Source organism: Dokdonella sp., assembly GCF_019634815.1.
GTDB lineage: Bacteria > Pseudomonadota > Gammaproteobacteria > Xanthomonadales > Rhodanobacteraceae > Dokdonella_A.
In genome coordinates this window covers 24,013-42,793 of the sequence record NZ_JAHCAP010000009.1, presented here as the reverse complement: position 1 = coordinate 42,793, position 18,781 = coordinate 24,013, and the positions used below count along the sequence as shown (strand labels likewise).

Sequence of the window (18,781 nt, the reverse complement as noted above, 5' to 3'; positions counted from 1 at the left end):
TGAAGCAGCCCGCGCTCGCCGTGCCAATAACCAATCGGCATTGCCGCTCATGACGGCGACTGATTCTCAAACGATCCGCGGCGACACCGCACCGACATCGGCGCACTGGCCGCGGTGGCGCAGCGCGTGATCCATGAGCACGAGCGCAACCATCGCTTCGGCGATCGGGGTCGCGCGGATGCCCACGCAGGGATCGTGGCGGCCCTTGGTCACGACTTCGACCGGCTCACCCGCCAGATTCACGCTGCGCCCGGGAATGAGAATGCTCGAGGTCGGCTTGAGCGCAATGGATGCAACCACGGTCTGCCCACTGGAAATGCCGCCAAGGATTCCGCCGGCATGGTTGGAGGCGAATCCCTGTGGCGTGAGCTCGTCACGATGCTCGCTGCCCTTCTGTGCCACCGCCGCGAAACCGTCACCGATCTCCACGCCCTTGACCGCATTGATCGACATCAGCGCTGCCGCAAGATCGCCATCGAGCTTGCCGTAGATCGGCTCACCCCACCCCGGCGGCACGCCTTCTGCCACCACGTTCACGCGTGCGCCCACCGAATCACCCGACTTGCGCAAGGCATTCACATACTGCTCAAGCTCCTGGATCATCCCGGCATCGGGCCAGAAGAAGGGATTGCCCTCGACCGCATCCCAGTCGAATTCACGTGGCACCAGGCCGCCGATCTGCGCGAGATGGCCGCGCACGCGAATGCCGAAATGCAGCGCCAGCCACTTCCTGGCGATCACCGCCGCCGCGACCCGCATTGTCGTTTCGCGCGCCGATGAACGTCCCCCGCCACGCGGATCGCGGATTCCGTATTTCTGCCAGTAGGTGTAATCGGCGTGACCGGGACGGAACGTGCTGGTGATGTCCGAATAGTCCTTCGAACGCTGATCGACATTGCGGATCAGCAGCGCGATCGGGGTGCCGGTGGTGCGCCCTTCGTATACGCCTGAAAGGATCTCGACTTCATCGGTTTCATGACGCTGCGAGGTGTAGCGACTCTTGCCGGTGGCGCGCCGATCGAGATCGACGCGGAACTCGCCCGAGTCGATCGCCAGTCCGGGCGGACAACCATCGATCACGCAACCGATCGCCGGACCATGGCTTTCGCCGAAGGTCGTAACCGCAAACAACTTTCCGAAAGTATTGCTCATGGGCGCTGCTTGGCGTGGCTCAACGGCAGGTTTGTCCGGATCGACATCTCGCCTTGCTCAAGACCGGCCCTGCGCGGCCGCGCGGATCGCCGGGGCGTGCGCGAGCAGGTCGCGGCGATCCAGCAGAAAGACGCCCATCTGGCCGACATTGAATTCGATCCAGTTGAACGGCACCTGCGGCAGACACTCGATCAGCGCGCGCTCGCTTTCGCCGACCTCGACGATGAGGACGCCGCCCTCGTTCAGGTGCTCGGGCGCCTGGGCAAGGATGCGCAGCGCGAAATCCAGCCCGTCGGCGCCGGCGGCAAGGCCGAGCCGGGGCTCGTGGCTGTATTCGGGCGGCAAGGCCGCGAATTCCTGTTCGGTCACGTAGGGCGGATTGCTCACGATGAGGTCGTACCGCTCGCCGGCAAGACTGGCAAACAAGTCCGAGCGGATCACGCGCACACGCTCGCCGACGTCCTGGAACGCGACATTCTCGCGCGCGAGCGCCAGCGCCTCTTCGCTGATGTCGACCAAATCGACCAACCAGTCGGGATTGTGCGCAGACATGGCGATGCCGATGCAGCCCGAACCTGTGCACAGGTCGAGCGCGCGTGCCACCGGCCGTTCGTCGAGCCAGGGCGTGAAACCGCTCTGGATCAGTTCGGCAATCGGCGAGCGTGGCACCAGCGCACGCGCGTCGGATTTGAACTTGAGCCCGGCAAACCACGCTTCGCCGGTGAGATAGGCGACCGGCTTGTGCTCGGCGACACGGCGCTCGATCAGATCAAGCACGACCAGTCGCTCGCTCTCGACCAGATGCGCTGTGCCATAGGCCGGCGACAGGTCGTGCGGCAGGTGCAGTGCATGCAGCACCAGATGCGTGGCCTCGTCGATCGCATTGTCGTAGCTGTGGCCGAAGGTCAGGCCCGCCGCACCGAACCGGCTTGCGCCGTAGCGAATGAAATCGATGATCGTGGCAAGTTCCCGGGTCATCACGCAATCCAGCAGAAGGTGCAAGCGCGAAAGTATACGGGATGGCCACCCCGGTTCTGCCGCGAAGCCACGGCCACGCAGTCAGCTGCGTGGTGCCCCGTATAATCGGCGGATGAAAATCCCGCCCGTTCACGGCCGCATCACGGCCAACTGGACCATCCTCATTGCCGCAGCCGCCGCGGCGCTCGGCCTGTGGTTGGGCGCGCGCTGGTTTTCGACGGCGCCGATACCGCAACTTCCGCCGCTGCAATCAGGCATGCTGTTTCCACATCCGCGCAACGTGCCGGCCTTCGAGCTCACGCGCAGCGATGGCGGCAAACTCGGCGACGCCGACTGGCGCGGGCGCTGGACCTTGGTCTTCTTCGGCTATACGCACTGCCCGGACATCTGTCCGACCACGCTCGCCGTCTTCGCTCAGGCATGGAAAAAACTCGACCCGGCGCTGCGTGCGCGTCTGAACTTCGTTTTCATCTCGGTCGATCCGGCGCGCGACACGCCCGAACAACTGGCGCGCTACGTCGGTTATTTCGACAAGGCGTTCATCGCCGCAACCGGTCCGGACGAGGTGTTGACGCCGCTCACGCGCGCGCTCGGCCTGGTATATGCGCGCGGCGAGTCCACGGATGCCAACTATCCGGTCGATCACAGCGCCTCGGTGGTGATGATCGACCCGCTCGGACGCGAAGTCGGCCTGCTGCGCCCACCGTTCGAGCCAGCCAAACTGCTGGCCGATCTGCAGGCGCTGGCGCGGAGTCGCTGATGCGAGCCTCGGTCCTGCTGCAGTCCCTGTTGCCGCATCGCCTGCTGTCCCGTCTGGTGCTTTACGCCACGCGCTGCCGGTGGCGCCCATGGAAGGACTTCCTGATCCGCCGCATCGTGCGCGCCTACGCCATCGACCTGAGTCAGGCCGAGCAGCCCGATCCATCCGCCTACGCACATTTCAACGCCTTTTTCACGCGCGAACTCAAGCGGGGCGCGCGTCCCGCTCCTGTCGATCCAAAGGCCATCGCCTGTCCTGCCGACGGTCGCATCAGCCAGGCCGGACTGATCACCGGCGGCCGCATCGTCCAGGCCAAGGGCCAGGACTTCAGCGTTGCCGAACTGCTCGCTGACGAAACCGCCGCCGCGCCCTACGCGAACGGGCGATTCGTCACCGTCTATCTCTCACCGCGCGACTATCACCGCGTGCACATGCCGCTCGCGGGTGAACTCGTCGAGACCCTGCATATTCCAGGTCGGCTGTTCAGCGTGGCTCCGTTCGCCGTCGACGCCGTGCCGAGGCTGTTTGCACGAAACGAACGGCTCGTCTGCCACTTCAAGGGCGAGACCGGCCCGTTCGTCGTGGTGCTGGTCGGCGCAATGCTCGTCTCGGGCATCGAAACCGTCTGGGGTGGCGTCGAAGTCCCGCCTTATGCTTCAAGGCCGCAGCGACGCGATTGGCGCAGCATGAACCTGCATCTCGGACGCGGCGATGAAATGGGCCGGTTCAACATGGGTTCGACAGCGATCCTGCTGCTCCCGGCCGGCCTTGCCGAACTCGTTCCTTTGCAGTCGCAGCAAGCCGTAGAGATGGGCGCAGTGCTCGGGCATGTGATCTGAGTCCCGAAAAAACAGTGAAAAGGACCCGGCAGGGGGGTTCCTTATTCCCGATCGTTCCGTCACAATATGACAACGGACGGCGAAATATGACGCCAGCAATCGGCCGAAATGCACCGTCCATCGATCACCCAGGGGGGAACAACGATCATGCAATTCGTCACCCGTGTCATCGCCTTGAGCCGAGCCGTCCAACTGCGTCGCCAGTTGCGTGAAGTCAACAAGGCCTTGGAGTCGCTGTCGCCGCCGATGCGCCGCCAGCTCGCCGGCATCGCGATTCGCGAGTTCAATGCGGCAGCCGCCTGTGAATTTCCGCACCTCTACGGCACGCCACCCGAGGAGAAGTACCGCGCCTGGGGCGCCGGCACCGACATCGGCATCGAGCGGCTGCAATCGGAAAACCTGCAGGTTCGCCTGCGCGGTATCGCGCTGTGGCTCACCGTGGTCTATCACGAGACCAAGGACTCGCCGTACTCCGAACAGCAGGATCTCCATCGTCAGGCGATGCGCGCAATGCGCTCGCTCAAGGAAAGCGTGCCGGCTGACCAGATCAAGCAGTGGATGAATCAGGAAGACGCCGCTGCCGCCTGAGCGTGGCTTGACCCGTTGCCGCCCGGTCTGCGACACCATGACCGGGCACGGCCTGCAGACATCACGCCGGGGTCTGGTTCCGTCGCGCCGTCGGCCGTTGCGCCGCGAACGTGCGACACGTGCACCGGCGCGTGGTTTCACGCGATCGAAAAGAACGCCTATGATTGGACGGTTCCTGTCATCGGCTTCGTGGAGATTGCCCGTGTTCAAACGCGTCCTGCTCACCCTCCTGTTCGTCCTTCCCGGCCTTGCCCTTGCGCAAGACGCGCCCGCAGCCAAGACGCCGCAGACCAAGTCCGCCGTGACTCAGAAAAAGGCTGCGCCGCCCGCAACCGCCAAGCCCGCGGCAAAGCCCGCGGCAAAGCCCGCGGCAAAATCCGCGGCCAAGCCCGCGACCAAGCCCGCTGACGGCGCCAACCCCGCCACCAACAAGGTGCTGGTCAAGACCAGTCTCGGCAACATCACGATCGAACTGTTCCCCGACAAGGCACCCAAGTCGGTCGAGAACTTCCTCACCTACGTCAAGAGCGGCTTCTACAGCGGCACCATTTTTCATCGCGTGATCCCCGGCTTCATGATCCAGGGCGGAGGCTTCGGTGCCGATCTGCGCCAGAAAAAGACACGCGCGCCGATTCCGATCGAATCCAGGAACGGCCTGAGCAATCTGCGCGGCACCGTGGCGATGGCGCGCACGCTTGATCCCAATTCGGCAACCGCCCAGTTCTTCATCAACACCGTCGATAACCCGCGCCTCGACTATGCCAGCGACGCCAACCCCGGCTACGCCGTGTTTGGCAAAGTCACGGACGGCATGGATGTGGTCGACAAGATCCGCGCGACCCCAACCGGCCCCAAAGGCCCGTTCGCAGGTGACGTACCGACCACACCGATCGTGATCGAAAAAATCAGCTTGGTCGATTGATCGTCTGGCCAGTGCCCGCGCCGCGCCCTGCGCTGCGGGGCGCGGTGATCGCGCCGCCACCATCCGCATGGCCACACTGTTCATTTCCGACCTGCATCTGGACGCATCGCGTCCGGCGATCGTTGAGCAATTCCTTGGCTTCCTGCGCACAGCGGCGGCGCAGGCCGACGCGCTCTACATCCTCGGTGACTTCTTCGAAGCCTGGATCGGCGATGACGCCGCTGCTGACTTGGAGAACACGATCGCCGATGCGCTGGCGCACCTGCATGAACAAGGCGTGCCTGTCTACTTCCTGCATGGCAATCGTGATTTCCTGCTCGGTGAAGCCTGGGCACGCCGCGCGCGACTGACCCTGCTGCCCGATCCGAGCGTCATCGAGATTGCCGGTGAACAGGTCCTGCTCATGCATGGCGACCTGTTGTGCACCGATGATGCGAAATACCAGGCCTTTCGGGCGCACACCCGCACGCCACAGTGGCAGCGAGACTTCCTCGCCCGGCCACTCGCTGAGCGCCAGGCCTTCGCCGCGCAAGCACGCATGGAAAGCCAACGCTATACGCGCGCACTCGGTGAAACACTCACCGACGTCAACGGCAATACCGTGATCGAAACCCTGCGCCGCCTTGGCGTGCGCACGCTGATCCATGGTCATACCCATCGGCCGGCGCAGCACGATCTGGCGCCGCTCGGGCTGCTCGGCGCGCGTCGCATCGTGCTCGGTGATTGGTACGAGCAAGGCAGCGTGCTTGAAGCCGCGGCCGGAAACTGGCTCTTGAACACCCTGCCGCTTCCGGGCGGTTCGCCGACGACGCATTGACCTTGATCAGTCCCGGCCTGCGGGGCAAGCGTAGAATCCCGGGCCATCGCGACAATTCCCGCGCTGGCTTGCGCGGTTCGCGAACATCGGTGCGCTGACGCCCGGGATTCCCTTCGCCCTTCGCGGATCGAACCACTCCACGCCACGCGCAGCACCCGCACGCGCCAACAGGAGTTTCCATGTCCATCCGCTACCGCTCGGTTTCCAGCAATATCCTCGACGCAATCGGCGACACGCCCCTGCTCGAAATCGATGGTGTTTTCGCCAAGTGCGAATTCCTCAATCCATCCGGCTCGATCAAGGCGCGCATCGCCAAGTACATCGTCGAGCGTGCCGAGCAGAGCGGTCAGCTCAAACCCGGCGACACCATCGTCGAGGCCACCAGCGGCAACACCGGCAATGCCTTCGCGATGGCGGCCGCGGTCAAGGGCTACCGCATGATCGTGGTCATGCCCGAAGGCCTGTCGAGCGAGCGCGTGGCGATCTCGCGCGCATTCGGCGCCGAAGTGCTGTTCTGCGGCAGCTTCCACGTCAATGCCGCCCTCGAACGTGCGCGCGAGCTTGGTCGCCAGCCTGGATTCTTTTTCCCGGGCCAGTTCGAATCGGAATGGAACGTCGAGGAAAACCGCGAGTGGCTCGGCCCGGAAATCCTCGCGCAGCTGCCTTCCGGGTGCGTGCCCGATGCCTTCGTCCACGGCGTCGGCACAGGCGGCACCCTGATCGGCGTGGGTCAGGCTTTCCGCAAGCTCAATCCGAACGTGCGCTTGTTCGCGATGGAACCTTCCGAATCGCGCACGATTCTCTGCGGCGAGGTCGCGCTGCATCAGATCGAGGGGATTTCCGATGGCTTCGTGCCGGGCATCTTCGCCAAGCATCGCAACCTCGTCGGTGACACTTTGAGCGTGACCAGCAGCGATGCAGTGGCCGAAATGCGCAAGCTCGCGCGCACGCGCGGCCTTTTCTGCGGCCCCAGTTCGGGCGCGCACCTGCTCGCGGCACAGCGCATTCGTGCGCAGTATCCCAATCTCAAGACGGTGGTCACGATCCTCGACGACGAAGGCGAGAAGTACCTGCACGATTTCTTCATGCACCCGGCAAGCGGCAGCGACAAGCCGCTGCCCTTCCACTGAGCTCGTCATGCTGCTGCTCGATGCCCTGAGCCCTGCACCGCGCACCCTGCGCATGTTCCTGCTGGAAAAGCGGCTGAGCCTGCCGACGCGGCAGATCGACGTGTTCAGTGGCGAGAATCGTCAGGCGGCCTTCCTGAAGCACAATGTCGCAGGCCAGACGCCGGCGCTGCTGCTCGATGATGGAAGCTGCATCGCCGAAGCGATCGCGATCATGGAATACCTCGAAGAGCTGCATCCGCAGCCGCCACTGATCGGCGCGACCGCGCAGGAGCGCGCACTGACACGACAATGGCAACGTCGCGTCGAACTCAACATCACCGAGTTCATCCACAATGCCTATCACTACGCGGAAGGTCTGGCACGTTTCCGAGATCGCATTCCGGTCGCGCCGGAAGCGGCCTGCGGGCTCAAGGCGGTCGCACAGGATCGGATCGCCTGGCTCGATGCGATGCTCGACGGCCACGAATACCTCGCCGGCGAACGCTTCACGATCGCGGACATCTGGCTTTACGTGTGGCTCGACTTCGCCGAGTTGGTCGGCCAGCCAATCGACCACAGCCTGCGCAACATCGGTCCGTGGTTCGCGCGCATTGCAGCGCGCCCATCGGCAGGCGCGAGCCTGCATCCAAGCTGCAAACCCGGCGGCGTGCGCGGCTGAAGCCGCGCTGTCGCTTCAATCGAGCGTGAAGGAATCGGCGTCCATCCACGCCGGGAAACGCTCACGGTGTGCAGCCAACGCGGCCGGATCGAGACTCACCGTCACCGTCTGTTCCTGCGCGCCCAGTTCAACCATCGGCTGGCCGAGAAAATCATGCAGCACGCTGTCGCCGGCATAGTGCAGGTCATTGCCGTCGTAGCCGACACGGTTGACGCCCACACAGTAGCTCAGGTTCTCGATCGCGCGTGCCGCGAGCAAGGTGCGCCAGGCATGGCGCCGCGCGCTGGGCCAGTTCGCCACGTACAGCAGCAGGTCGTAGTCGAAAGCGCTGCCGTCGTGGCGATTGCGCGCAAAGACCGGGAAACGCAAGTCATAACAGACTTGAAGACAGATATTCCAGCCGCGCCAGCGGACCACCCGGCGCTCGCTGCCGGCCGCATAGCGCTTGTGTTCGTCGGCATAACGGAACAGATGGCGCTTGTCGTAGTGAGCGAGCACGCCATCGGGCGTGGCAAACAGCAGGCGATTGAACACCTGGTCGGCCACGCGCATTTGCACGCTGCCGCAGATCGCCGCATCGAGTTCGCGCGCCTGCGCCTTCAGCCATTCGGCCGTGGCGCCGTCCATGACCTCGGCGGCCTGGATTGCCTCGTTCGAAAATCCGCTGGTGAAGGTTTCCGGCAAGACGATGAGATCGCTGCCGGCGAGCGGCGCGATCAGCTGGCCGTAATAAGCACGATTGGCTTGCGGGTCGTGCCAGCGCGTCGCGCCCTGCACCAGCGAGACCTTCAGAGTTTGCACAGGCGCTCCGCCGCAGCTTCGAGGGTGGTCTCGCTCTTGGCGAAGCACAGTCGGATCAGGTGGGTATCGGGCGGCGTTTCATAGAACGCCGAAACCGGAATCGCGGCGACGCCGGCCTCGCGCACCAGCCACTCGCAAAAATTCAGGTCGTCGATCTGCTTGATCGCCGAGTAATCGACCAACTGGAAATAGGCACCACAAACCGGCAGCAGTTTGAACCTGCCGGGTGCCAGCAGCGCGCGGAAGGCATCGCGCCGGGCTTGGTAGAAAGCCGGCAACTCAAGGTAATGCGCCGGATCGGACTCGAGCACTTCGGCCAGCGCCCATTGCGCGGGCGAGAACGTGCAGAACGTCAGGTACTGATGCACCTTGCGGAACTCGGCGCTCAAAGCGGGCGGCGCGATGCAGTAGCCAACCTTCCAGCCGGTGCAGTGGTAGGTCTTGCCGAACGAGCTCACGACGAAGCTGCGCGCCGCAAGCTCGGCATGGCGCAATACGCTCTGGTGCGCCAGACCGTCGAAGATGATGTGCTCGTAGACCTCGTCGGACAGCACCATGACCTCGCTGTCTCGCACGATCGCGGCCAATTGCTCCAGATCGCCTGCCGCAAGCACCGCTCCGGTCGGGTTGTGCGGCGAGTTGATCATGATCAGGCGCGTGCGCGGCGTCATTGCATCCTTGACGCGCTGCCAGTCAACCGAGAAATCCGGCAATTGCAGCGGGATGTGAATCGCGCGACCACCACACAGTTCGATCGCAGGCTCGTAGCTGTCGTAGCAGGGATCGAACACGATCACTTCATCCCCCGCATGCACAACAGCCGCAATCGCCGCGAACAGCGCTTCGGTTGCACCCGACGTTACCGTGACTTCGGTGTCGGGATTGATCTTGCGCCCGTACAAGCGCTCGGTCTTGCGCGCAATCGCCTCGCGCAGCGGCGCAATGCCGGCCATCGGCGCGTACTGGTTGCGACCTTGCGCCATCGCGCGCGTGAGGGCATCGCGCAAGGCTGGCGGCCCATCAAAATCCGGAAACCCCTGGCCCAGATTCACCGCCTTGTGCTCGGCGGCGAGCTGGCTCATCACCGTGAAGATCGTGGTACCAACCTTGGGCAGCTTGGTCTGCAGTTGCATGGTGCCTCGTGCCGGATTGAGCGGGAACGGGAGCACGGATCGTATCACGCAGGCGGCATCGCCTTGCGCGCGCTCCGGTCACGCGCAAGGCCTTCCGAATCGATCATGTGCCAAAGGCAATTCGATTCACGCGCGCAACGAATGCCGCTGGATCGGCGAGCTGATCGCCGGCCGCCAGTTGCGCCTCTTCGAGCAGCAAGTGCGCGAGATCGCCGCTGCGGACGTCGTCATTTTCCGCCGCTATGCGCTGCACGAGCACATGCCGCGGATTGACTTCGAGCACCGGCTTGCTTGCCGGTACATCGTGGCCTGCTTCACGCAACAAACGCTGCATGTGCGGCGCCATGTCGTACTCGCCGAGCACGATGCAGGCGGCCGAATCGGTCAAGCGCTGGCCGACCTGCACGCCGCCGACCGCGTCACCCAGGGTCTTCCTGAGCTTGTCGAGCAAGGGCGCAGCATCGGCTTCGGCCTGTTTGCGCGAGTCTTCGTCGACGGCAGATCCCGCGAAATCGCCCTTGGCGGCGTTGCGCAGCTTCTTGCCGGAGAATTCCTGCAGGTAGCCGATCATCCATTCGTCGATGCGATCGCTGAGCAGCAGCACTTCGATGCCGCGAGCCTTGAGTGACTCGATTTGCGGACTGTTCCTTGCTGCCGAGTGCGAGTCCGCGGTGATGTACCAGATCACCTCCTGCCCTGCCTGCATTCGTCCGACATAGTCTTGCAGCGACACGCTGCGGTCGGCGCTTTCGCCATGCGTGGAGGCAAACCGCAGCAGCCGGGCAATGCGTTCGCGGTTGGCGCCATCCTCGGCGATGCCTTCCTTGAGCACGTTGCCGAATGCGGCAGTGAACTGGGCGAACTTCGCCGGCTCATCCTTGGCGAGTCTATCGAGCAGGTCGAGCACACGCTTGACGCAGGCACTGCGGATCTGCGCAACGAGACGGTTCTCCTGCAGGATCTCGCGGCTGACATTGAGCGGCAGGTCATCGGAATCGATCACGCCCCGCACGAAGCGCAGCCAGCCGGGCAGCAATTGTTCGCTCGCATCCATGATGAAGACCCGCCGGATGTAGAGCTTGAGTCCGCGCCGCTCGTCGCGACCACTGAAGGCCGCATCGAACGGCGGCTTCTCGGGAACGTAGAGGAGCGACGTGTAGTTCTGCGCGCCCTCGACGCGATTGTGCGACCAAGCCAGCGCGTCGTTGAAATCGTGCGACAGCGATTTGTAGAAGGCCTGATAGTCCTCGTCCTCGAGTTCGGCCTTCGGTCGCGTCCACAAGGCCGACGCGTGATTGATGGTCTCGGACTTGCCCGCGTCCTTGTCTTGCCCCTCTTCGCGCATGCGGATCGGGAAAGCCACATGATCGGAATAGCGCTTGACCAGGTCACGCAGCTTCCAGCCATCGAGGAATTCACGCTCATCAACCTTCAGATGCAGGGTCACGGCACTGCCGCGCGGCGCATCTGCGAGCGTTTCCAGCGTGTACGCGTTGCCGCCGGTCGATTCCCAGCGCACGCCCGCGTCGGAAGCCGACCCTGCCCTGCGCGTGCAGAGCACGACCTTGTCGGCGACGATGAAGGCCGAGTAGAAACCGACGCCGAACTGGCCGATCAGCTGCGTGTCCTTGCGCGCATCGCCGGACAGGGATTCAAGGAACTTGCGCGTACCCGAACGCGCAATGGTGCCGATGTTCTCGACCACTTCCTCACGCGTCATGCCGATGCCGTTGTCACGGATCGTGAGGGTGCCGGCTTCCTTGTCGAATTCGATTTCGATGTGCAGATCGGAATCCTCGGCGCTGAGCGCGGCATCGGACAGGGCCGCAAAGCGCAGTTTGTCGCAGGCATCGGAGGCGTTGGAGATCAGCTCACGCAGGAAGATTTCCTTGTGCGAATACAACGAGTGCGTGACCAGGTGCAAGACTTGGGAGACCTCTGCCTCGAAGGCGCGCGTCTCGACGGTGTCGTTCATCGGAATACCTCAATGCAGGATGCTGCCGCGCAGATGGGGGCGGCATGGGCCACATTCAAGCGCAAGCGCAAATCGCGGCAACCGCGCGAACAGCCCTGCGGTCACCCCATCATGGGCACGCGGCGGATCAAGCGCAAAAACGGTCGGTGGCGCAGATCAGCTCGTGGGTAATGCCCGGCTCGAAGGCCGAATGGCCGGCATCGGCGACGATCCTCAGGTCGGCTTCCGGCCAGGCGCGATGCAGGTCCCAGGCGCTGCGCAGCGGGCAGACCACGTCGTAACGTCCCTGCACGATCACGGCGTGGATCGAACGGATACGCGAAACATCACGCAACAATTGCCCATCGACCTCGAAGAAGCCGCCGTTGACGAAGTAGTGGTTCTCGATGCGCGCGAATGCAAGGGCGAATGCATCCTCGCCCGACGACGCGATGTAGGACGAATCCTGCAACAGAAAACTGGTGGCGCCTTCCCAGGTGGCCCAGGCGCGCGCGGCGGCCAATTGCACCGAAGGATCGGCACTCGTCAGGCGCCGGTGGTAGGCGCTCATCAGATCGCCATGTTCGACCTCCGGGATCGGCTTGAGGTACTCCTCCCAGACATCCGGGTAGAGCGCATCGCAGCCCTTCTGGTAGAACCATTCCAATTCCCAGCGGCGCAACATGAAGATGCCGCGCAAGACCAGTTCGCTGACCCGTTCGGGGTGCGATTGCGCATAGGCCAACGCGAGCGTCGAACCCCAGGAGCCGCCGAAGACTTGCCAGCGCTCGATGCCCAGATGTGCACGCAGCGTCTCGATGTCCTGCACCAGATGCCAGGTGGTGTTGTCGGTGAGTTCGGCATGTGGCGTCGAGCGCCCACAACCGCGCTGGTCGAACAACACGATGCGGTATTTCGCGGGATCGAAGAAGCGCCGGGAATTTGCATTGCAGCCCGCGCCCGGCCCGCCATGCAGGAACACAGCCGGCTTGCCCCGAGGATTGCCGCACTGTTCGTAGTAGACCCGATGCAGCGGCGAAACCTGCAGGTAGCCGCTGTCGAACGGATCGATTTCGGCATACAACGTGCGACGCTCACTCATGTATCAGACCCTTGCAGACAAGGTCTGAAAGCTTCGCACGTCAGTCACCGCCAGTGAAGAGCGCATTCGCCAGAGAATGCTTTTGGTCAGAAGTGCGGCCAGGGATGGCCGCTTTGGACTGCCAGGAGGCTCTGAATCCAACCGGTTGCAATGCTTCACCCGAAGCGGTGAGGAGGGATGCGAGCAAGAATAATGGTCGGGGTAGCCGGATTTGAACCGACGACCACTTGTCCCCCAGACAAGTGCGCTACCAGGCTGCGCTATACCCCGACATGAGCCCCGCAGAACGGAAATTGTAGCAGGTCATGCCCGCACGGCCACAACCGGCGATGGGCTTGCCCGATTCTCAACATGAGCGGCATTGGATGCCGGAGCCGATCAGCGCCGCAGGATCTGCAGCACCTCTTCGAGTTCCAGCCGTACCTGTCGCACGATCTGCGCCGACATGGTCGATTCCACGCGCGCCTGGGATCCTTCCAGGCGCTGGCGCGCGCCGGTGATCGTGAATCCCTGCTCGTAGAGCAACGAGCGGATCTGCCGGATCATCAGCACGTCGTGCCGCTGGTAGTAGCGTCGGTTGCCACGCCGTTTCACCGGCTTGAGGTTGGGAAATTCCTGCTCCCAATAGCGCAGCACGTGCGGTTTGACCGCGCACAGCTCGCTTACCTCACCAATGGTGAAATAGCGTTTGGCCGGAATGGCCGGCAGTTCGCTATTACTGCCCTGATCCAGCATAAGCCTCGACCCGGACCTTCAGTTTTTGCCCTGGACGGAATGTCACCACCCGACGTGCCGAGATCGGGATCTCGACACCGGTCTTGGGGTTACGTCCCGGACGTTGGTTCTTGAAACGCAGATCGAAATTGCCGAACCCCGACAACTTCACCTGCTCCCCCTTTTCGAGCGCATCACGCAGCACTTCGAAGAAGGCATCGACGAATTCCTTGGCTTCGCGTTTGTTCAATCCAACATCGGTGAACAGGCGTTCGGCCATTTCAGCCTTCGTAAGTGCCATCTCTAACCTCGCAACTTGGCGCCACACGTCGACTGCAATGCGGCCACCGCGAGGCTCGTGCAGCGGTCTGCATCCTCGTCGGTAAGCGTGCGGTAACAGTCTTGCAAAATCAAGCCGATGGCGAGACTTTTCACCTCGCCGCCGAGCTTTTCCCCTACGTACCGGTCGAACAGTACGACATCGGCGAGGGTTTCGCCAACCGCGTCACGGATTGCCGCCTCCACGGCCGCAAACGGTACCGCCGCGGACAGTTCGATGGACAGGTCACGGCGAACCGACGGAAAGCGCGACAGGGCGCGCGCCAGCGGGACCGGTCGCGGCGTAATGGCGTCCACGTCAAGCTCGAAGGCGAACACCGCCCGGTCAAAATCGAGCGCACGGCACACCTGTGGGTGGAGCGCGGCCAGATGGCCCACGACCTGACCGGCACGCTTGATCGCCGCGCATTGTCCCGGATGCCCCCAGGGCACGTTTGCTGTCACGAAGGAAAAATCTTCCCTGCTGTTGGTCAGGGCAAGCAAGGATTCGACGTCGCCCTTGAGATCGAAGAAATCGACCTCGCGCCAAGGCTGTCCCCACTGTTCGGCCGCGGCGGCACCACACACGACGCCGGCGATGCGCTCGACCTCGATGGGTGCGCCCGAACCACTGGCGAACACGCGTCCAATCTCGAACAGGCGCACCCGCTGCACCTGACGGCGTCGATTGCCGACCAAGGCCGCGGCGATGCCTGGCAACAGACTGGTGCGCATCACCGCAAGCTCGGCCGACAGTGGATTGGCCAGCGCGATCGCACCATCGGCCAATTGCCAGTCTTCAAGCTGGGCCGGTGCCACGAAGGCATAGGTGATGGCCTCATGGAAACCGCGCGCAACCAATTGCTCGCGTAGAGCCACGCGTGAGACGCGGTTCTCGGGCAAGGCCGGCGTCGCCAGAGCCCCACCCGGCGCGCGATCCGGGATGCGGTCGTAGCCGTGGATACGTGCGACTTCCTCGATCAAGTCTTCCTCGATCGCGATGTCGAAGCGGCGCCCCGGTGGCGTGACCTGCCAGCCATCGGCCGTGCGCTCGACGCGCATGTCGAGCCCAGCGAAGATCCTCTCCACCTCGGCATCGTCGAGCGTGATGCCCAGGAGACGCGCGATGCGGCTGCGGCGCAAGGGTACCGCCGTGCGCCGTGGCAGATGCGCGGCCTCGACGGCCTCGACGATCTCCCCGGCTGTCCCACCGGCCGCTTCGAGAATCAGGGACGTGGCGCGTTCCAGCGCAAGCCGCGGCAAGTCCGCATCCACACCACGCTCGAACCGATGTGCGGCATCGGTATGCATGCCCAGACGTCGCGCGCGTCCGGCCAGCGCCGCGGGCGCAAAATGCGCGGCTTCGAGAAACACATTGCGGGTGGCGCCAGTGACGCGCGTGTCGAAACCACCCATGAGGCCGGCCAGTGCAACGGGACGACCGGCATCCGTGATGACCAGCAATTCCCCATCCAGCTTGACCTCGCGCTCATCGAGCAGCATGAGCGTCTCGCCCGCACGGCCGCGGCGCACGCCAATCGGGCCTTGCAGCGTATCCGCGTCGAAGGCGTGCAGGGGTTGTCCCAACTCCAGCATCACGTAGTTGGTGACATCCACCAGCAGGCTGATCGGGCGCAGGCCACTGCGGCGCAGGCGTTCGACCAGCCACGCGGGCGAGCATGCCTGCATGTCGACATCGGCAATGAAGCGACCGCAATAGCGCGGGCAATCGGCAGCTGATTCGAGTTCGACCGCAAGCACGCGACCGTCATGAGTTGGCACCGGCTCGATCGCCAGCGGTTTGTACGGCAGGCCAAAGGCGGCTGCGACGTCGATCGCCAAGCCTTCGACCGACAGGCAATCCGCGCGATTTGGCGTCAGACCCAGGTCGATCACCGCATCGGGCAAGCCCAAGTGTGCGGCCAGTGCCTGACCGACCACGCCATCGGCTGGCAGTTCGAGCAAGCCCGAGGCATCAGCATCCAGACCCAGTTCGCGCGCCGAGCACAGCATGCCACTGGAATCGACACCGCGCAGCTTGGCCGCCTTGATCGTGAGTTCGCCCACGCGTGCGCCGATCTTCGCCAGCGGCGCCTTGAGACCGGCTCGCGCGTTGGGTGCGCCACAGACGATCTGCAGTCGCTCGCTGCCCGCGTCAACCTCGCAGACCTGCAGACGATCGGCCTGCGGATGCTTGGCGCAAGATACGATCTGGGCAACGACCACACCTTCGAGGCCTTCTCCGAGACGCTCCACACTCTCGACCTCGTGGCCGATCATGTCGAAGCGCTCGAGCAGGGTTGCTTGATCGACCTGCAGCGGGAGGCGTGAGCGCAGCCAGTTTTCGGAGAATTTCATGAGCGGATGCCAGGAATCGGTAGTCGGGAATCGGGAATCGGCGGAAGGAATCGTCTGTCCTTCCTGATGCCCGCCTTCAGGCAAATTGGCGCAGGAAGCGCACGTCGTTCTCGAAGAACGCGCGCAGATCGTTGACGCCATAACGCAGCATCGCCAGGCGTTCGGCGCCCATGCCGAAGGCAAATCCGCTGTAGCGCTCGGGGTCGATGCCGCAGTTGCGCAGCACGGCCGGGTGGACCATGCCGCAGCCGAGCACTTCGAGCCAGCGCGAGCCGCCGTCTGGCAGGTCCCAGCGGATGATCACGTCGGCGCCCGGCTCGACGAAGGGGAAAAAGGTCGGCTTGAAGCGCATCTCGAAATCGCGATCGAAGAACGCGCGCAGGAATTCGCGCAGCGTGCCCTTGAGGTCGGCCATCGTTGACGTTTCGTCGATCAGCAAACCCTCGACCTGATGGAACATCGGCGAATGGGTCTGATCCGAGTCGCTGCGGTAGACCTTGCCCGGCGCGATCACGCGGATCGGCGGCGTGCGGCCTTTGGCGGCACGGATCTGCACCGGCGATGTGTGCGTGCGCAGCAGCCGTCCATCGGCGAACCAGAAGGTGTCGTGCATCGTGCGCGCGGGATGGTCGGGCGGGAAATTGAGCGCGCCAAAGTTGTGCCAGTCGTCTTCGATCTCGGGGCCATCGGCAACGTCGTAGCCGAGCCGCGCGAAGATCGCACTGATGCGCTCGAGCGTGCGCGTGATCGGATGCAGGCCGCCACGATCGGCATCGCGTCCGGGCAAGGTGACATCGACGCGACCCGCGCTCAGGCGTGCCTGCGTTTCGGCAGCATCGAGATCCTGCTTGCGCGCCGCCAACGCCTGGCCGATCTGTTCCTTGGCCGCGTTGACCTGGGCGCCGCGTGCCTTGCGCTCCTCGGCCGGCAGCGCACCAAGCTGCTTGAGCAGCAAGGTCAGCGAGCCGGTCTTGCCCAGCACGGCCACGCGCAGCTCCTCGAGAGCCGCGCTGTCGGCCGCAGCCGCAATCTGCGCGAGTGCCGAGGCCACCAATTGTTCGATGTCGCTCATGCCTTGTTCCCGTTGCCGGCCGGCGCCGCGATGCCAGCTGCGGCGCTGCCGATATCAACAAAAAAGGGAAGGACCTGCGCCCTTCCCTTCTTGCCAGCGCAGGACGCCGAACATCGGCGTCCTGTCACTGCCATTGCTCAGGACGCGGCCTTGCCGCCGAGTGCAGCCTTGGCCTTTTCGGCCAGCGCGCCGAACGCGGCGATGTCATGGACGGCGATGTCCGCGAGCACCTTGCGGTCGAGCGTGATGCCGGCCTTGAGCAGACCGTTGATGAAGCGGCTGTAGGACAGCCCGAACTGGCGTGCGCCCGCGTTGATGCGGACGATCCACAGACTGCGGAAATTGCGCTTCTTCTGCTTGCGGCCGATATAGGCGTACTGGTGCGCCTTGGTGACGGCCTGCTTGGCGACGCGGAAAACCTTGCGCCGCGCGTTGTAGTAACCCTTGGCCTTGCCGAGGATCTTCTTGTGACGACGGTGGGCGATGACGCCGCGCTTGACTCGTGCCATTTCTTCTCTCCTTACACGTAGGGCAGCATGCGGGCGACGCGACCTGCGTCTTCCTTGCGCACGTGGTTGGTGGCACGCAGACCGCGCTTGCGCTTGGTCGCCTTCTTGGTAAGGATGTGGCTCTTGAACGCGTGACCGCACTTGAACTTGCCGGAGGCGGTCTTGCGGAACCGCTTGGCGGCGGCCCGATTGGTTTTCATCTTGGGCATGACGTTTCCTTCTTGGTTTTCGTGACTGGCGCGAGCGGCGGTCTGAACCGCGCTTTCCATCCTGCTCGTTCCGGCTTGTGTGATCCGGGCTCCCGGATCGGTTCCTGTACTTCAGCGTTCATCCCTGAACGCGAGGATCAAACAGCGGTCATCCATGACCGCACTTTTCAAAAAATCATCCAACTCTGCCGCAGCAATCTCAACCGACTGCTACTGTTTTTTCTTGGGCGCGATCATCATCACCATCAGACGCCCTTCCATGCGCGGGAACTGCTCGATCACCGCTTCCTCGGCGATCTCGGCAGTGATCTTGTCGACCATCGCCCGTCCCAACTCCTGATGTGACATCTCGCGACCGCGAAAGCGGATCGTGATCTTGACCTTGTCGCCCTCTTCCAGAAACCGGCGCAGATTGCGCATCTTGATCTGGTAGTCGCCAACGTCGGTCACCGGACGGAACTTGAGTTCCTTGATCTCGACCTGCTTCTGTTTCTTCTTGGCCGCGTGCGCCTTTTTCTGCGCTTCGAACTTGAACTTGCCGAAGTCCATGATCCGGCAGACCGGCGGGTCACCGTTGGGCTGGATTTCGACCAGATCGAGTCCGGCTTCCTGCGCCATCGACAATGCCTCGTCGCGGCTGAGAATGCCGACCTGCTCGCCTTCCGCGCCGATGACTCGGACACGCGGCACACGAATTTCGTGATTGCGGCGATTGGGCTTGCTGTCGATGGCTATAGGTCAACCCTCCAGAAATGGAAAAACACCCG

General features: G+C 63.7%; 20 protein-coding genes and 1 tRNA gene. 7 read left to right on the top strand and 14 right to left on the bottom strand.

Annotation, left to right across the window (positions count from 1 at the left end):
* Positions 1 to 66 precede the first annotated feature (66 nt).
* Both aroC and prmB read right to left on the bottom strand, forming a co-directional pair.
* Entirely contained in the window at positions 67 to 1,152 is a 1,086-nt protein-coding gene (gene aroC, locus KF759_RS06515; RefSeq protein ID WP_291223770.1) for a chorismate synthase, read from the bottom strand.
* Positions 1,153 to 1,209: 57 nt separating this feature from the next.
* Positions 1,210 to 2,130: a 50S ribosomal protein L3 N(5)-glutamine methyltransferase gene (prmB, locus tag KF759_RS06510; RefSeq protein WP_291223768.1), complete on the bottom strand. Its 921-nt coding sequence runs from the start codon at positions 2,128 to 2,130 to the stop codon at positions 1,210 to 1,212.
* Between the two features lie 112 nt (positions 2,131 to 2,242).
* Between prmB and KF759_RS06505 the strand changes: the two genes are divergently transcribed.
* The 7 genes from KF759_RS06505 (at position 2,243) to KF759_RS06475 (ending at position 7,844) form a co-directional block, all read left to right on the top strand.
* Positions 2,243 to 2,890 (top strand): SCO family protein, encoded by a 648-nt coding sequence (locus tag KF759_RS06505; RefSeq protein ID WP_291223766.1) that lies wholly within the window; start codon positions 2,243 to 2,245, stop codon positions 2,888 to 2,890.
* Entirely contained in the window at positions 2,890 to 3,729 is an 840-nt protein-coding gene (gene asd / locus KF759_RS06500; RefSeq protein WP_291223764.1) for an archaetidylserine decarboxylase, read from the top strand. The genes KF759_RS06505 and asd overlap by 1 nt, the downstream gene beginning before the upstream one ends.
* Before the next feature lie 147 nt (positions 3,730 to 3,876).
* Positions 3,877 to 4,317, top strand: a complete 441-nt coding sequence (locus tag KF759_RS06495) for a hypothetical protein (protein WP_291223762.1) — start codon at positions 3,877 to 3,879, stop codon at positions 4,315 to 4,317.
* Positions 4,318 to 4,519: 202 nt separating this feature from the next.
* Positions 4,520 to 5,239, top strand: a complete 720-nt coding sequence (locus tag KF759_RS06490; RefSeq protein ID WP_345777426.1) for a peptidylprolyl isomerase — start codon at positions 4,520 to 4,522, stop codon at positions 5,237 to 5,239.
* Positions 5,240 to 5,306: 67 nt separating this feature from the next.
* Positions 5,307 to 6,056: a UDP-2,3-diacylglucosamine diphosphatase gene (locus KF759_RS06485; protein WP_291223759.1), complete on the top strand. Its 750-nt coding sequence runs from the start codon at positions 5,307 to 5,309 to the stop codon at positions 6,054 to 6,056.
* Between the two features lie 179 nt (positions 6,057 to 6,235).
* The gene (locus KF759_RS06480) at positions 6,236 to 7,186 is read left to right on the top strand and encodes a cysteine synthase family protein (protein WP_291223757.1); all 951 of its coding nucleotides are present in this window, start codon (positions 6,236 to 6,238) and stop codon (positions 7,184 to 7,186) included.
* Positions 7,187 to 7,193: 7 nt separating this feature from the next.
* Entirely contained in the window at positions 7,194 to 7,844 is a 651-nt protein-coding gene (locus KF759_RS06475) for a glutathione S-transferase family protein (RefSeq protein ID WP_291223755.1), read from the top strand.
* A gap of 15 nt (positions 7,845 to 7,859) precedes the next feature.
* Here KF759_RS06475 and KF759_RS06470 read toward each other — a convergent pair whose 3' ends face one another.
* The 12 genes from KF759_RS06470 to infC all read right to left on the bottom strand — a co-directional run bounded on the left by KF759_RS06470 (position 7,860) and on the right by infC (position 18,749).
* Positions 7,860 to 8,645 (bottom strand): amidohydrolase, encoded by a 786-nt coding sequence (locus KF759_RS06470; protein ID WP_291223753.1) that lies wholly within the window; start codon positions 8,643 to 8,645, stop codon positions 7,860 to 7,862.
* Positions 8,633 to 9,778: a pyridoxal phosphate-dependent aminotransferase gene (locus tag KF759_RS06465; RefSeq protein WP_291223751.1), complete on the bottom strand. Its 1,146-nt coding sequence runs from the start codon at positions 9,776 to 9,778 to the stop codon at positions 8,633 to 8,635. The genes KF759_RS06470 and KF759_RS06465 overlap by 13 nt, the downstream gene beginning before the upstream one ends.
* 103 nt (positions 9,779 to 9,881) lie before the next feature.
* Positions 9,882 to 11,753 (bottom strand): molecular chaperone HtpG, encoded by a 1,872-nt coding sequence (gene htpG / locus KF759_RS06460; RefSeq protein ID WP_291223749.1) that lies wholly within the window; start codon positions 11,751 to 11,753, stop codon positions 9,882 to 9,884.
* Between the two features lie 127 nt (positions 11,754 to 11,880).
* Positions 11,881 to 12,834, bottom strand: coding sequence for a prolyl aminopeptidase (pip, locus tag KF759_RS06455; protein WP_291223746.1), 954 nt, complete (start codon positions 12,832 to 12,834; stop codon positions 11,881 to 11,883).
* 193 nt (positions 12,835 to 13,027) lie between these two features.
* A tRNA-Pro gene (locus tag KF759_RS06450) sits at positions 13,028 to 13,104 on the bottom strand.
* Between the two features lie 108 nt (positions 13,105 to 13,212).
* On the bottom strand, positions 13,213 to 13,569 hold the full coding sequence (locus KF759_RS06445) for a MerR family transcriptional regulator (protein ID WP_291223744.1): 357 nt from the start codon (positions 13,567 to 13,569) through the stop codon (positions 13,213 to 13,215).
* Positions 13,550 to 13,849, bottom strand: coding sequence for an integration host factor subunit alpha (gene ihfA / locus KF759_RS06440; RefSeq protein WP_291223742.1), 300 nt, complete (start codon positions 13,847 to 13,849; stop codon positions 13,550 to 13,552). The genes KF759_RS06445 and ihfA overlap by 20 nt, the downstream gene beginning before the upstream one ends.
* A 2-nt stretch (positions 13,850 to 13,851) precedes the next feature.
* Positions 13,852 to 16,224, bottom strand: coding sequence for a phenylalanine--tRNA ligase subunit beta (gene pheT / locus KF759_RS06435; protein WP_291223740.1), 2,373 nt, complete (start codon positions 16,222 to 16,224; stop codon positions 13,852 to 13,854).
* A 76-nt stretch (positions 16,225 to 16,300) separates the two neighbouring features.
* Entirely contained in the window at positions 16,301 to 17,296 is a 996-nt protein-coding gene (gene pheS / locus KF759_RS06430; RefSeq protein WP_291223737.1) for a phenylalanine--tRNA ligase subunit alpha, read from the bottom strand.
* A 137-nt stretch (positions 17,297 to 17,433) separates the two neighbouring features.
* Complete coding sequence (rplT, locus tag KF759_RS06425) at positions 17,434 to 17,805, bottom strand: 50S ribosomal protein L20 (protein WP_291223735.1); 372 nt, start codon at positions 17,803 to 17,805, stop codon at positions 17,434 to 17,436.
* An 11-nt stretch (positions 17,806 to 17,816) separates the two neighbouring features.
* Positions 17,817 to 18,014, bottom strand: a complete 198-nt coding sequence (rpmI, locus tag KF759_RS06420) for a 50S ribosomal protein L35 (protein WP_291188642.1) — start codon at positions 18,012 to 18,014, stop codon at positions 17,817 to 17,819.
* 210 nt (positions 18,015 to 18,224) lie between these two features.
* Entirely contained in the window at positions 18,225 to 18,749 is a 525-nt protein-coding gene (gene infC / locus KF759_RS06415) for a translation initiation factor IF-3 (protein WP_345777427.1), read from the bottom strand.
* Positions 18,750 to 18,781 lie beyond the last annotated feature (32 nt).